Here is a 13341-nt window from a genome sequence, read left to right as displayed (position 1 = left end):
AACAAACCGTGGTGGTGAGAAGCAAAGATCAGGCTTAGCAAGGTTTCTCGATTTGAGAAAATACAGATGCTGCGCACACTTCCACATCAATCACCGCCTTCTAGGCAGCCTCAACACTGCAAAAAATGCGCAACTCGTCCACCGCAAATCGATAGACAAGTTGCGCATACATATTGATTTAATCGTGTTAGAACGCAATATAATTGCGCGGGTCGACCGCATTTGTTTTCCCGACGTTCCACCCGCCGCGATGCAATTCAAAGTGAAGGTGCGGGCCAAAGGACTGCCCGGTGTTGCCCATATAGCCGATGATTTGTCCTTTTTGGACACGCTGTCCTCCTCCCGCCAACCGCGCCTCGAGATGGGCGTAAACGGTCGTATACACTTGGCCGTTAATGACGTGACTGATGAAAATGACGTTGCCGTAGCTGCTAGAATAGTAGGAACGGAACACGACCCCGTCGGCGGCGGCAACGACCGGAACGACCGGAGCCCGCTTGCCAATATCGACTCCCAGATGGAAGTCCGTGCCACCAAACCGGTAACCGAAACCGGACGTGATCGGTCCGTTGGCCGGACGGGTGAACGCCCCGCTCGATACCGGCGGGACGCTGCCGCCGGATGGCGCTTCCCCGCCGCTTTTCGATGCCGGCGGTGAATATGTACGTCCACGCTGTTTCGCTGCTTCTTCCTCAGCGCGTTTTTGCCGCTCCAGTTCGGCGAGCTGCTGCTTCACGGCTGCTTCTTGTTTGGCGATCAGCTCTTTTTCCTCTTCAAGCGCCATTTTGTGCTCATGCTCTTCTTCCTCTTTTTGCTTCAAATCCGACATTAAGCGGTTTTTCTGTTCAAGCTGGGCGGCGAGTTGGGCTTGCAGCTGTTTTAGCTCCTGCAGGTCCGCTTGCAGTTTGTTCCGCTTTTGCGTGAGTTCGGTTTCTTTTTTCTCTTTGAGCGCTTTATCCGCTTCTTGCTCACGGATGATTTGCTGGTCAGCTTCCATGATCGTCGTCACCGCGCTCATACGGTCGATGAAGTCGCTGAAGCTTTGGGCGCCAAGCAGCACTTCCAGGTAGCTGATCGCCCCGCCGCTTTCTTGGAGCGAGCGCAGGCGCGCTTTTAAAATCTCATTCCGCTTTTCAATCCGCTCCTGAATCTCGGCAATTTCCTGTTTCAGCTTGTCGATCGCCTGTTCGGTTTCACTGATGTCCGCACTAACGTTGCGAATTTTGCCGCTCGTTTCCTCAATGGCGATATTGAGCTTTTCAATGTCATTGGCCACTTGTTTTTGCTGCGATTGGAGAGTTTCAATATTTTTTTGCGCCTCGCTGATTTTCTCTTCGACATCCGACCGTTTGGAGCGCAGCGCATCGATTTCGCTCCGTTTTTGCTCGATATCGCGATTGCTGACAGCGTCCGCTGCCGGCGGAAGAACGCCCAACCCGAGCGCTGCTGCGACAGCGAGTGCCAGCATCTTTTTCTTTTTCATCGCTTGTCCCCTCTCCCTCTCAAACTTATTTTTATACTTTCAAAAACTTGCGCACGGACATGACGCTTCCCCAAACGCCGATCACGGCACCAATGGCCAACAACAAGACGCTCAGTTGCCAAATGAATGGGGAAAACGGCAAAAGTTCAAAAAGCTGCAGCGAAAATTGCTGTTCATACAGACGGTACACATTGTAATAGACGAGCGCCAGCACAACAATCGGAACGATCGAACCGAGCACCCCAAGCCATAGCCCTTCGAGGAAAAACGGCCAGCGGATAAACCCGTTCGTCGCCCCGACGAGCCGCATAATTTCAATTTCGCGGCGACGGGCAAAAATCGTAATTTTAATGGTGTTGGAAATTAAAAACATCGCCGTAAACAACAGGCCGAGAATGAGCACCAGCCCGACGTTGCGCATGACTTCAAGCGCATTAAATAGCTTTTCTACCGTCCCTTGTCCATAATTGACTTTATGAACGGATGGGAATGTTTCAATTCGCTTCGCAATGCCGACGGTATCTTGCGGATGAGCGGCCTTCACGACGTACACATCGCTTAACGGGTTGTCCTGCTCAAACAGGCGGAACGATGAGCCTTCCTCACCCATGCTCTCAATCAGCCGCTTCAGCTCCTCATCTTTTGACGAGTAGCGAACTTCTTTGACGTTAGGAATGGCTTCAATTCGCTGGCGCAGCGCATCCTTCTCTTTGCTGTCAGCGGTCAAATCGATATGGACGCGAATTTCAACATCATCTTCCACTTTTTTTGCAAAATAGTTAATGTTGAACATGACGACAAAAAAGACTCCGACAAGCAATAGCGTCACCGTGACGGCGCTCGCGGATGCAAACGTCATCCAGCCGTTGCGGCCGAGGCTTTTTACGCTCTCCCGAACGTGGCGCTTGAACGTGTTAAGCGTCATAGCCGTATTCCCCCTTCGCTTCGTCACGGACGATTTTCCCGTTTTCGATCGCGATGACGCGCCGGCGGGTGGCATTGACGATCTCTTTATTATGGGTCGCCATCACAATCGTCGTGCCCCGATCGTTAATTTTCTCAAACAGTTGCATAATGTCCCACGATGTTTCGGGGTCCAAGTTTCCTGTCGGTTCATCAGCAATCACGATTTTCGGGGAGTTGACGATCGAGCGGGCGATCGAGACACGCTGCTGTTCGCCGCCGGACAGTTCGTTCGGATAAGAGCGGACTTTATGTTTGAGGCCGACTAAATCGAGTACTTCCATCACTTTTTTGCGGATCACTTTCGGCGATTCTTCAATCACTTCCAAGGCAAAAGCGACGTTTTCATAGACGTTGAGCTTCGGAAGCAGCTTAAAATCTTGAAACACAACGCCGATGTTGCGGCGCAGCAACGGAACTTTATTGTCTTTTATGTTGGCGAGATTGACGCCGTTGACCATAATTTTACCGCTCGTCGGCTTTTCTTCACGGTACATCATTTTAATAAATGTCGATTTGCCCGCACCGCTAGGCCCAACGACATAGACGAATTCTCCCTGCTTGATGCGGACGTTGACGCCGTTTAGCGCCACGACTCCGTTCGGGTATGTTTTGTACACATCTTGCATTTCAATCATCATAATCACCTATGTTTCGACTCGCTTGCTGTCATTTCTCGAGCTGTTTCGAATGAATCTCGCAAAATTCCGCAAGGTTTATTATAACACGATTTTTTGCTGTCGAATTTTACATTTATATTTCAAATAGGAGACAATAGCAAAACTAGGAGAAAAGTTCTATACACATGTGGGAGGAAGGGGCAACTTCCCGACCGCGCTGCACACCGTAGCCGCTGCAGCCCTTTCCCCAACGGCCTTGTCGGCATCATCGACAACCGCGCCATCAAAAGTGGGTGAGGCAATGAGCGATCCTATTCTCGGGCCATATTGACATCTCGTTACGTCGGCTTTTCATTGTGTGCAGCTTCCAGCTGATCCCGACCTTATAGGAAAAAGCGTCCGTTAGGGGGAGGAGGGAACGTAAGCCCGTCTGTCACATCGGCAAAAAAGACCGCCCAGCTCCTGAAAGGAAACTGGACGGTGCTTGGTTCATGCCTTATTTTTTCGCGGCGAGCCATTCTGCCACTTTGTCGGCGTCTTCGCCTTGGATGATCCCTGCAGGCATAGCGCCGCGGCCGTTGACGATGACATCTTTAATTTCATCTGTCGAATATTTGCTTCCTACTTTTTGTAAGTTCGGACCGACCCCTCCTGAAAGGTCTTGACCGTGGCATGATGCACAGTTTTGCTGATAAATTTGCTCAGCAGCAGCAACGGTATCCCCTCCGCCGTTGTTATTGCCGCCGTTTTGCTCCCCGGCGTTGTCATCACCGCCGCCGCATGCTGCAAGCGCCAGCGAAGCGCCAAGGAACACGGTTGCTAATTTCCACTTCATCATGAACTCCCCCTAAAAACAAAAATTCGCTTCTTTCGTTATTATAACCGATTTTTTCCGTTTTACGTACGTTGAAATCCCTCTCCAAGCACTTCAGCGGCGTTGGCAACGACGACAAACGCTGTCGGATCAATGGTTCGCACGATTTGTTTCAATTTTGTGAACTCCGATTGAGCGACGACGCACATCAACACCGGCCGTTCATGTTCCGTATAGCCGCCATACGCGGGCAGCCGCGTCACCCCGCGGTCGATTTCATGCAAAATGGCGCGCCGCACTTTTTCTTCTTCCTTTGTAATGATGAGAGCGATTTTTGAGTAGCCGAGCCCGACTTGGACGAGGTCGATCGTTTTGCTTGTCACATACAAGGCGATCAAGGCATAAAGCGCCCGTTCAATATCAAACACGAACGCTGCGGTTAACACGATCAAGCCGTCAATAAAAATGACGCACATCCCAAGCGACAGTCCGGTATATTTATGGATGATTTGGGCGGCCAAATCGGTGCCGCCCGTCGAGGCGCGGCCGCGAAACACTATACCGAGGCCAAGCCCGACGCCGATGCCGCCAAACAACGCGCCAAGAAGCGGATTCGCCGTCGCCGGCTCCATCCCTTTCGTGATATAGACGACAAGCGGCAAAAATACCGTTCCGACAAACGTCTTGACGCCAAACTGCCGGCCTAAAAGGACGACGCCGGCGATAAACAGCGGGATGTTGAGCGCCCATTGGACATAGGCGGGCTCGATGCCAAACAGCGCATCCACAATCGTGCTAATCCCGCTCACTCCGCCAGAGGCGATCCGATTCGGCAGCAAAAACACGTTAAACGCGACGGCGACAATCGCTGCACCAACAAGCACGTACACATACTCCAAGGCCGCCTCCACCGCTGGAGACATCGCTTTGTCTCTTTTTCTCCGCATGCTTCCCCACCTTCCTCTGTGAGTATAGCATGCCCGTTTTTTGAAGTAAATGACAGCCGGTTAACGCGATAGCGATCTGCTATGCTAAAGAAAAAAAGGACGATCCGATGATCGCCCTAACAAAAAATACAAGCCTCAATACACATCCCCACGGTTGCCGATCGCCTCAATATAGATGATTCGTTCTTCATGATCGATACGAAATAACACACGATATGTTCCGATTCGCAGCCGATATAATCCATCCTGCCCCTTCAACCTTTTAATATCCCCCTGCGGTGGGATCACTAGCAGACCTTGCAACCCAGAGGCCAACCGTTCTTGAACCTCTTTTTCTTGCCTAGCGATGAATTTGACTGCGGCCTTACGGTAGATCAACTTGTAGCCCGAATTCACGCTTGGCTTCTCCTCCGATGATATATCCTTCATCGCTTTGCAACTGCTGGCGCTCTTCTTCCGTCAACGCTTCTTCTTCATCTGTTTCGTCAATCCGCTCCCATACCATTCGTTCCTTTCTGGACTGATCAAGCAAGTACATCAAAAAATCGTACGCTGTTTGATGATCCGTTTCATCCAACCGTTCAATCAGTTCGTAAAGCACTTGTTTGCGCACCGCCAAAGCCACCGCCCTCCTTTTGCCTTTCGTTACCTTCAGCATACCACGGGGATGCAGATGCGTCAAAATCAGAAAAATGATTTTTGAAACGAAAAAGGACGATCCGATGATCGCCCTTTACTTCAACTTCGCGCGCAAATACGCGTCTATGAACACATCGATTTCCCCATCCATCACCGCTTGCACGTTGCCGACCTCGACGTTCGTCCGGTGGTCTTTCACGAGCGAGTACGGATGGAAGACGTAGGAGCGGATTTGGTTGCCCCAGCCGATTTCTTTTTGCTCGCCGCGCAGTTCAGCGAGTTCGGCTTGCTGCTCCTCCATTTTCTTTTGATACAGCTTCGCCTTTAACATATTCATCGCTTTTTCGCGGTTTTTAATTTGCGACCGCTCCGACTGGCACGTGACGACAATCCCGGTCGGCAAGTGGGTGATGCGCACCGCCGAGTCGGTCGTGTTGACGTGCTGCCCGCCCGCGCCGCTGGAGCGGTACGTGTCGATTTTCAGCTCTTCCGGACGAATCTCAATTTCAATGTTGTCGTCCATCTCCGGCACGACTTCGCATGACACGAACGACGTATGGCGGCGGCCTGAGGCGTCAAACGGGGAGATGCGCACAAGCCGGTGCACCCCTTTTTCCGCCTTTAAGTAGCCGTACGCGTTATGCCCTTTAATGAGCAAAGTGACGCTTTTCACCCCGGCTTCCTCGCCCGGGAGATAATCAAGCATTTCGACTTTAAATCCTTTTTTCTCCGCCCAGCGCGTGTACATGCGCAGCAGCATCGACGCCCAGTCTTGCGATTCCGTGCCGCCCGCGCCCGGGTGAAGCTCCAAAATGGCGTTATTTTGGTCGTACGGCTCATTGAGCAACAGCTGCAGCTCAAACGCGCTGAAGTCTTTCGTCAATTTTTTCGCCTCTGCTACAAGCTCAGCCTGCAGCTCGTCATCCGGCTCCTCTTTCAACAACTCGTACGTCACTTCCAAGTTCTCAAACCGTTCTTCAAGCGATTCAAACTCGCCGACTCGTTCTTTGAGCGCATTCGCTTCGGAAATGACCGCCTGCGCCGCTTTCTGGTCATCCCAAAAGCCGGGTGCGGCCATTTGCTCTTCTAGTTCACGAATGCGCGCCTGCTTTGTTTCGAGGTCAAAGAGACCCCCTGATTTCCGCTAATCGCTTAGCCATTTTCTCTAACTCTTGCTTAATTTCCACCAAATCGATCATGTTGTCCTCACCTCATCATGAATATCGTATGCGCCTGATTTGTATTTGCCATTCAAAAGGGAGGCGATGCCTCCCTTAATTATTTATAAACGGTTATACCGCTCTTCCGCAACAATGTTTATATTTTTTCCCGCTGCCGCACGGGCACGGGTCGTTGCGGCCGACGCGCACCGCCTTGCGGACCGGTTTTTTCTTCGGCTCCTCGCCATCTTCTTTCGGGTGAACCGCCTCGCCTTTCGCCACTTCCTGGCGCTCGAGGTTATGATGGATTTCCGCCTTCATCATATACGTCGCGACTTCCTCTTCGATCGACGCGATCATGTTTTCAAACATCGCATAGCCTTCCATTTGGTATTCGCGGAGCGGATCAACCTGTCCGTAAGCGCGCAAATGGATGCCTTGGCGGAGCTGCTCCATCGCATCGATATGGTTCATCCATTTCATATCGACAGCGCGCAGCACGATGACCCGTTCAAATTCGCGCATTTGCTCGGACGGAATGTGCGTTTCTTTTTCATCATAGCGCGCTTTCACTTTCTTCCAAATGAGCTCGATCATTTCTTCCGGCTCTTTGCCGCGCAAATCGCTTTCCGTCACATCGCCCTCCGGAAGCAAGTGGGCATTGAGATAATCAACGAGCCCTTTTAGGTTCCACTCTTCCGGCAAATCTTCTTTCGGCGTATGAGCGTTGACAACGCGCTCGATGACTGACTGGATCATTTTTTCGACAATGCCGCGCAAATTGTCGGCATCAAGGACCTCAAAGCGCTGGCGATAAATGATTTCCCGCTGTTCGCGCAGCACATCGTCGTACTGAAGCAGCTGTTTGCGGGCGTCAAAGTTGTTGCCTTCCACCCGTTTTTGCGCCGACTCGACCGCCCGTGTCACCATTTTGCTTTGAATCGGCTGCGAATCGTCCATGCCGAGCCGATCCATCATCGCCATCAAGCTCTCGGAGCCGAAGCGGCGCATCAGCTCGTCTTCAAGCGACAAGTAAAACTGCGACACCCCCGGGTCGCCTTGGCGTCCGGAACGGCCGCGCAGCTGGTTGTCGATCCGTCGGCTTTCATGCCGCTCCGTGCCAATGACAGCCAACCCGCCAAGCTCCTTGACCCCTTCGCCGAGCTTAATGTCCGTCCCGCGCCCGGCCATGTTCGTCGCGATCGTCACCGCGCCTTTCTGCCCCGCTTGGGCAATGATCTCCGCCTCTTTCGCATGGTTTTTCGCGTTTAAGACGTTATGCGGAATGCCTCGTTTTTTCAGCATCTCAGACAATAGCTCCGACGTCTCGATCGCCACCGTGCCGACCAACACCGGCTGCCCTTTCGCATGGCGGGCGGCGATGTCCTCAACGACCGCGCGGAATTTCCCTTCCATCGTCCGGTAAATCAAATCAGGACGGTCTTCACGAATGACCGGACGGTTTGTCGGAATGACGACGACGCGCATGTTGTAAATGTTGCGGAACTCCTCTTCCTCCGTTTTCGCCGTCCCGGTCATCCCCGCCAATTTTTCATACATGCGGAAGTAGTTTTGGAATGTAATCGTGGCAAGCGTCATCGACTCGTTTTGAATCTCCAAGCCTTCCTTCGCCTCGATCGCCTGATGGAGCCCGTCGCTGTAGCGGCGGCCGTGCATCAAGCGCCCGGTGAACGGGTCGACGATGATCACTTTGCCGTCTTGCACGACGTAATCGACATCGCGCTGCATCGTCACATGCGCCCGCAGCGCCAGCTGAATATGATGGTTGAGCGTGACATGTTTCAAATCAAATAGGTTGTCGATGCCAAACGCCCGCTCGGCTTTGTTCATCCCTTCCTCGGTCAGCTGGACGCTTTTCGATTTTTCATCATACGTATAATCAACATCTTTGCGGAGCGTGCGCACGAACGCATTCGCCTGCACATACAGCTTCGTCGACTTTTGCGCCGTTCCGGAAATGATGAGCGGCGTCCGCGCCTCATCGATCAAAATCGAGTCAACCTCGTCAACAACGGCAAAATAAAGCGGGCGCTGCACCATGTGCTCTTTATACAGCACCATGTTGTCGCGCAAATAGTCAAAGCCGAACTCGTTGTTCGTCCCGTACGTAATATCGGCGTTGTACGCCGCCTGTTTCTCCTCGCGCGACATGCCGCTTAAATTCAAGCCGACTGTCAATCCTAAAAACTTGTACAGCTCACCCATTTCCGTCGCGTCGCGCGACGCCAAATATTCGTTGACGGTGACCACATGCACCCCGCGCCCAGTCAAGGCGTTTAAGTAGACCGGCATCGTCGCCGTCAACGTTTTCCCTTCCCCGGTTTTCATCTCGGCGATGTCGCCTTCATGGAGGACGACACCGCCCATAATTTGTACTTTATATGGATATAAGCCGAGAACGCGCTTCGCCCCTTCGCGCACAACCGCGAACGCTTCCACAAGCAGATCATCCAGCGATTCGCCCTGCCGGTAGCGGGCTTTAAACTCCTCGGTCTTTTGCCGCAGCTGTTCATCCGACAATCGCGCCATCTCCGGCCCGAGCGCATCGACTTGGTCTGCGATCTTCTCAAGCCGTGCCAACTGGCGCTTGTTCGGGTCGAATACCTTTTTTAAGACTCCAAGCATAGGAAACGCTCCTTGTTTTTCAATGGACTTACTTATTCATCATATCATTTACAGGGATCAGTGACAACTGTTGTACAGGCTGAGAGAGGGGCATGTCCAAGAGAGGGGATCACGCCTTGGACTGAAGCTGCTCAATCGCCGCTTCCGCATGGTGAAGGCGCCGATTCAGCGCATAAATTTCAAAACTTTTCTCCTCTACTTTTTCATGAATTTTGCGAAGCAATATTTGCACATCATCCACAAGCTGCGTTTCGACGCGATGAAGCGTTTCTTTCACTTCCGCCAACTCCGCTTCTACACGGTCTAATCGTACTTTCACCTCTCCCGTTTCTTGTTCAAGGCGGCTAATGCGCTTGTTCATTTCATCGACGCGGCCTTCAAGCGCTTCAACACGAGTCGTCAGTGAACCAATTTGCCCACTCATGTCTGCCAAACGGCCATCGATCTGCACAAAACGCTCATTCATTTGAGCAAAGCATTCGTCAATCCGGGCAAATCGCTCATCAATCTGCGCAAACCGCCCGTCAATCTGGACAAACCGTTCGTCAATACGGGCAAATCGCTCATCAATCTGGGCAAATCGCTCATCAATCTGGGCAAATCGCTCATCAATCTGGGCAAATCGCTCATCAATCTGGGCAAATCGCTCATCAATCTGCGCAAACCGCCCGTCAATCTGGACAAACCGTTCGTCAATACGGGCAAATCGCTCATCAATCTGGGCAAATCGCTCATCAATCTGGGCAAACCGTTCATCAATCTGCGCAAACCGTTCATCAATCTGCGCAAACCGTTCGTCAATTCGGGTAAACCGTTCGTCAATTCGGGTAAACCGTTCATCAATCTGCGTGAACCGTTGGCGAGTTTCTTCTTGAAACGCCAAAAATCCTTTTTCCATGTTATCCAACTTGGACAATATTTGACGCAACAGTTCCTCCATCGTTCTCCCCCCTTTTGCTCTTTTCACACATATTATAACATCCCCTGCCAAAAAAAGCAGGGGATGCGCATAGAAGAGTTGTTCAATTCGCCTCGATCAATCCGTATCTTCCGTCTTTGCGGCGGTAGACGATGTTGGTCCGATTCGTTTCGGCGTTCGTAAAAATAAAGAAATTGTGTCCTAACAAATTCATCTGCAAAATCGCTTCCTCGCTGTCCATCGGTTTTAAGCTGAAATGTTTCGTGCGCACGATTTCAAATTCATCTTCGCTCTCCGCCGCAGCAGCGCCGTTTGGCACAGGGGCGGCCAGCTTCACTTCCTTCTCGCGGTCGCGCAGCTTCCGATTGACTTTCGTTTTATGCTTGCGGATTTGCCGCTCCAATTTATCGGTTACTAAATCAATGGCCGCATACATATCGTCGTGGCGCTCCTCGGCGCGCAACAACAGATGCGGAATCGGAATGGTCACCTCGATTTTGCCTTGTCCGTCGTTGTATACTTTCAAGTTAACGTGCACATGCACGTCATCGGTGCCATCAAAGTAGCGTTCCAGTTTCCCGATTTTTTTCTCCACGTACTCGCGCAAAGCTGGCGTTACTTCGATGTTTTCTCCGCGAATGTTATACATCATCGCTGACCACTCCTTATTTTCAAACTATAACTCCCTACATTCTTTACTTACCCATCAAACCCCTGCTTCAATCAAAAATATTTTTGAAGATTTTGTGAAAATCATAGGAAAATATGGTAATATAAGCATAGGCATTTTTTCTTATGATGTTAGGCATACGGAGTGTGTAAACGAATGAGAAAGGTCCATATTTCCCATGCAAAAAGCGGCGACGTGCTCGCGGTCGACCTGTTTTCTGCCAACGGCGGCGTGCTGCTCTCGCGCGGCGTGCGGCTCACAAACAGCTACATTCGCTCTTTAGCGCAAAAAGGGGTTCAATACATTTACTGTAGATGAGCAAATTTGCTAACATAAATTTACAAACTAAACAAAAAAGGAGACATGAACCCGATTCCTTGGTTAGAATAGATGTGCTACCAACTACCCACAAGGAGGTTCATGTCTCATGAATAGATTAGCACATCATCAAGGAATCCACAAGTTTCTCATGACGCTGGGATTGGCGCTTTATTTCTCGAAGCCGGTCATCAAGCATCTCGTTCATCTTGTCGACGCCTTGACGACCAAGGGATTTTCGGGGACATTGACGGATGTCCGGTACTGGAGTTTTCATCCGAATCATCGAACCACGCTCAGCCACTTTTTCACGAAAAGCCCTTGGAACGAGGAAAAACTGCTTGAGAAGCTTCAGGAGTGGGTTCTTCGCCAGATCGAACGCCTGGCCAAACGGACGAATCAACCCCTGTTCCTTTCGATTGATGATACCATTTGCCAAAAAACGAAGCCTTCGTCACGGGCAACGCACGCCATTCAAGGGTGTGACTGGCATTTCTCTCACAGCGATCATCAATTGGTCTGGGGGCATTCGCTTGTTTGGCTGATGGTGCACACCTTCACGCAAGCGTTTCCGTTCGCCTTTCGTCTGTATGACAAGACATCGGGAAGAAGCAAAATCGACCTGGCGATCGAGATGCTTTCCTCGCTCAAGGGGAAGCGGGCTCAGCCGGTGTATGTGCTCGTGGATTCATGGTATCCGTCCCAAGCGCTCATCGAAGCCTGTCTGAAACAAGGATTCCATGTCATCGCCATGCTCAAGACGAACCGGATTCTCTACCCGAAAGGTATCGCCATCCAAGCGAAGGAGTTTGCCCGCTATATCGAGCCAAACGACACCCGCCTCGTCACGGTGGGGAACGAGCGCTATCGTGTCTACCGCTACGAAGGCGCGCTCAACGGTCTTGATGACGCGGTGGTGCTGCTGGCTTGGAAGGCGGATCAACCGATGACGCCGGATCATCTCCATGTCATATTGAGCACCGACCGGGAGCTGAGTGACGAAGACATCTTGCGTTACTATGCCCAGCGCTGGACGATCGAATGCTTTTTCCGGCAGGCAAAAGACCAGCTGAAGCTCGATGGGTACCGTGTTCGCCACGTTCGGGCGGTGAAACGGTATTGGGTCGTGGTGCTGTTAGCCTGCGTATACAGCATCGCGGAATCTCAACAAGACATCTCTTCCGGCCTGGAGCTTCTTCGGTCTCGGAAAGGGCACAGCGTCGTCGAGTTCATCTATGACGCCGCAAAGCAAGATATTCCCATTGATGTGATCAAAAAACAGCTCCATGTCGCCTAAGGGGTCCCCTGTTTGTCTCTTAGGGAATGGAAATTACTGTAATGAAAAATACTCATCTACAGTACATTTATATCGATGACAAGCAAACATATGACATCCGCCCGCGCCCGCTCATCAGTCCAACCGTACGCCAGCAGGCGGTGAAAAAAGTGTACGACACGATGACGGCCCTCATCGAGCAAAAAAAGCTGCTCCGCCGCGTCTCCTCGCTCGATTTAGGGAAAGAGTACGAAAACGTGTTCAAAGACATTTTGGACTATTTGCTCCGACAGGAGAACTTGTTGATTAACCTATCCGACTTGGTCATCTCAAGCGGCTACTTTTTCCACCATTCGGTCAACGTCGCCACGATCGCGGGCGTCATCGGCATCGCCAAAGGCTACCGCCCCGAGCAGCTGCTCGACCTTGGCATCGGCGCGCTGCTGTTTGACATCGGCATGACCCAGCTTCCTGATGGGCTTTGGCGGAAAAAAGGGGCGCTGACGGAAGAGGAACAGGACATCATCCGCCGCCATACGTACCTCGGCTTCGAACTGCTGCGGCGCCAGCGCAACATTTCGCTCTTTTCCGCCCATTGCGCCTTGCAGCACCACGAGCGGTGTGACGGCAGCGGCTACCCGCGCGCCTTATCGGGCAAGGACATTCACGAATACGCGCGCATCGTCGCCATCGCCGACGTCTTTGACGCCTTGACATCGGCGCGCTACCATCGGAAGCAATATTCTCCGCACGAAGCGGCCGAATACTTATCCGCCGCCGGCGGCATGTTAGACCTCACATTTCGCACCCTTCCGACGAAAATCGGGAGGATTTTTTTGCATCGATGTGGAATGAATCCTTGACACACAAGGAATGCAAAGGAGTT

Annotated in this window: 14 protein-coding genes; 3 read left to right on the top strand and 11 right to left on the bottom strand. The window is 51.8% G+C overall.

The features are described 5' to 3' along the window. Nucleotides 1-187: 187 nt before the first annotated feature. The 11 genes from GS3922_RS00760 to hpf form a co-directional block, all read right to left on the bottom strand. Nucleotides 188-1483 (bottom strand): murein hydrolase activator EnvC family protein, encoded by a 1296-nt coding sequence (locus GS3922_RS00760; protein WP_063164764.1) that lies wholly within the window; start codon nucleotides 1481-1483, stop codon nucleotides 188-190. 31 nt (nucleotides 1484-1514) lie between these two features. Continuing rightward, nucleotides 1515-2408 (bottom strand): permease-like cell division protein FtsX, encoded by an 894-nt coding sequence (ftsX, locus tag GS3922_RS00755; protein ID WP_063164763.1) that lies wholly within the window; start codon nucleotides 2406-2408, stop codon nucleotides 1515-1517. Beyond that, nucleotides 2398-3084 carry a cell division ATP-binding protein FtsE gene (gene ftsE, locus GS3922_RS00750; protein ID WP_063164762.1) on the bottom strand — a complete coding sequence of 229 codons (687 nt, stop codon included), beginning with the start codon at nucleotides 3082-3084 and terminating at the stop codon, nucleotides 2398-2400. Before ftsE ends, ftsX begins: the two co-directional genes overlap by 11 nt. Nucleotides 3085-3562: 478 nt before the next feature. Then, on the bottom strand, nucleotides 3563-3901 hold the full coding sequence (cccB, locus tag GS3922_RS00745) for a cytochrome c551 (RefSeq protein ID WP_063164761.1): 339 nt from the start codon (nucleotides 3899-3901) through the stop codon (nucleotides 3563-3565). Between the two features lie 62 nt (nucleotides 3902-3963). Continuing rightward, nucleotides 3964-4827 carry a YitT family protein gene (locus GS3922_RS00740; RefSeq protein WP_063164760.1) on the bottom strand — a complete coding sequence of 288 codons (864 nt, stop codon included), beginning with the start codon at nucleotides 4825-4827 and terminating at the stop codon, nucleotides 3964-3966. 135 nt (nucleotides 4828-4962) lie between these two features. Then, nucleotides 4963-5223, bottom strand: a complete 261-nt coding sequence (locus GS3922_RS00735) for a type II toxin-antitoxin system RelE family toxin (protein ID WP_063164759.1) — start codon at nucleotides 5221-5223, stop codon at nucleotides 4963-4965. After that, nucleotides 5192-5446 carry a hypothetical protein gene (locus GS3922_RS00730; protein WP_063164758.1) on the bottom strand — a complete coding sequence of 85 codons (255 nt, stop codon included), beginning with the start codon at nucleotides 5444-5446 and terminating at the stop codon, nucleotides 5192-5194. The genes GS3922_RS00735 and GS3922_RS00730 overlap by 32 nt, the downstream gene beginning before the upstream one ends. A 114-nt stretch (nucleotides 5447-5560) precedes the next feature. Then, a protein-coding gene (gene prfB / locus GS3922_RS00725; protein ID WP_143424826.1) for a peptide chain release factor 2 occupies nucleotides 5561-6665 on the bottom strand; the annotation gives its coding sequence in 2 pieces (ribosomal slippage) (nucleotides 5561-6589 and nucleotides 6591-6665; 1104 coding nt in all). 93 nt (nucleotides 6666-6758) lie between these two features. Then, nucleotides 6759-9272 carry a preprotein translocase subunit SecA gene (gene secA / locus GS3922_RS00720; protein WP_063164756.1) on the bottom strand — a complete coding sequence of 838 codons (2514 nt, stop codon included), beginning with the start codon at nucleotides 9270-9272 and terminating at the stop codon, nucleotides 6759-6761. Between the two features lie 109 nt (nucleotides 9273-9381). After that, nucleotides 9382-9927: a hypothetical protein gene (locus GS3922_RS00715; RefSeq protein WP_417935474.1), complete on the bottom strand. Its 546-nt coding sequence runs from the start codon at nucleotides 9925-9927 to the stop codon at nucleotides 9382-9384. A gap of 367 nt (nucleotides 9928-10294) precedes the next feature. Then, nucleotides 10295-10843 carry a ribosome hibernation-promoting factor, HPF/YfiA family gene (hpf, locus tag GS3922_RS00710; protein WP_063164754.1) on the bottom strand — a complete coding sequence of 183 codons (549 nt, stop codon included), beginning with the start codon at nucleotides 10841-10843 and terminating at the stop codon, nucleotides 10295-10297. Nucleotides 10844-11017: 174 nt separating this feature from the next. On the opposite strand from hpf, the gene GS3922_RS17495 reads away from it, so the two are divergent. From GS3922_RS17495 to GS3922_RS00700, 3 genes are all read left to right on the top strand, one after another. After that, nucleotides 11018-11179, top strand: a complete 162-nt coding sequence (locus GS3922_RS17495; protein ID WP_225995601.1) for a hypothetical protein — start codon at nucleotides 11018-11020, stop codon at nucleotides 11177-11179. Between the two features lie 109 nt (nucleotides 11180-11288). After that, a complete protein-coding gene (locus GS3922_RS00705) occupies nucleotides 11289-12476 on the top strand; it encodes an IS701 family transposase (RefSeq protein ID WP_063164753.1) in 1188 nt (395 codons plus the stop codon). Nucleotides 12477-12517: 41 nt separating this feature from the next. Further along, nucleotides 12518-13318, top strand: a complete 801-nt coding sequence (locus GS3922_RS00700) for an HD-GYP domain-containing protein (RefSeq protein ID WP_225995600.1) — start codon at nucleotides 12518-12520, stop codon at nucleotides 13316-13318. Nucleotides 13319-13341 lie beyond the last annotated feature (23 nt).

Origin of the sequence: Geobacillus subterraneus, from assembly GCF_001618685.1 — a bacterium.
Taxonomy (GTDB): domain Bacteria; phylum Bacillota; class Bacilli; order Bacillales; family Anoxybacillaceae; genus Geobacillus; species Geobacillus subterraneus.
The sequence above is the reverse complement of the archived record's forward strand: the minus strand, read 5'-3'. Positions and strand labels throughout refer to the sequence as shown.

Excerpts from the sequence above, each read along its gene's own strand:
- GS3922_RS00705 (WP_063164753.1), top strand. The coding sequence starts at position 11,289 with ATGAATAGATTAGCACATCATCAAGGAATCCACAAGTTTCTCATGACG.
- ftsE (WP_063164762.1), bottom strand. The coding sequence starts at position 3,084 with ATGATTGAAATGCAAGATGTGTACAAAACATACCCGAACGGAGTCGTG.
- ftsX (WP_063164763.1), bottom strand. The coding sequence starts at position 2,408 with ATGACGCTTAACACGTTCAAGCGCCACGTTCGGGAGAGCGTAAAAAGC.
- cccB (WP_063164761.1), bottom strand. The coding sequence starts at position 3,901 with ATGAAGTGGAAATTAGCAACCGTGTTCCTTGGCGCTTCGCTGGCGCTT.
- secA (WP_063164756.1), bottom strand. The coding sequence starts at position 9,272 with ATGCTTGGAGTCTTAAAAAAGGTATTCGACCCGAACAAGCGCCAGTTG.
- hpf (WP_063164754.1), bottom strand. The coding sequence starts at position 10,843 with ATGATGTATAACATTCGCGGAGAAAACATCGAAGTAACGCCAGCTTTG.
- GS3922_RS00740 (WP_063164760.1), bottom strand. The coding sequence starts at position 4,827 with ATGCGGAGAAAAAGAGACAAAGCGATGTCTCCAGCGGTGGAGGCGGCC.
- GS3922_RS00760 (WP_063164764.1), bottom strand. The coding sequence starts at position 1,483 with ATGAAAAAGAAAAAGATGCTGGCACTCGCTGTCGCAGCAGCGCTCGGG.
- GS3922_RS00700 (WP_225995600.1), top strand. The coding sequence starts at position 12,518 with ATGAAAAATACTCATCTACAGTACATTTATATCGATGACAAGCAAACA.
- GS3922_RS17495 (WP_225995601.1), top strand. The coding sequence starts at position 11,018 with ATGAGAAAGGTCCATATTTCCCATGCAAAAAGCGGCGACGTGCTCGCG.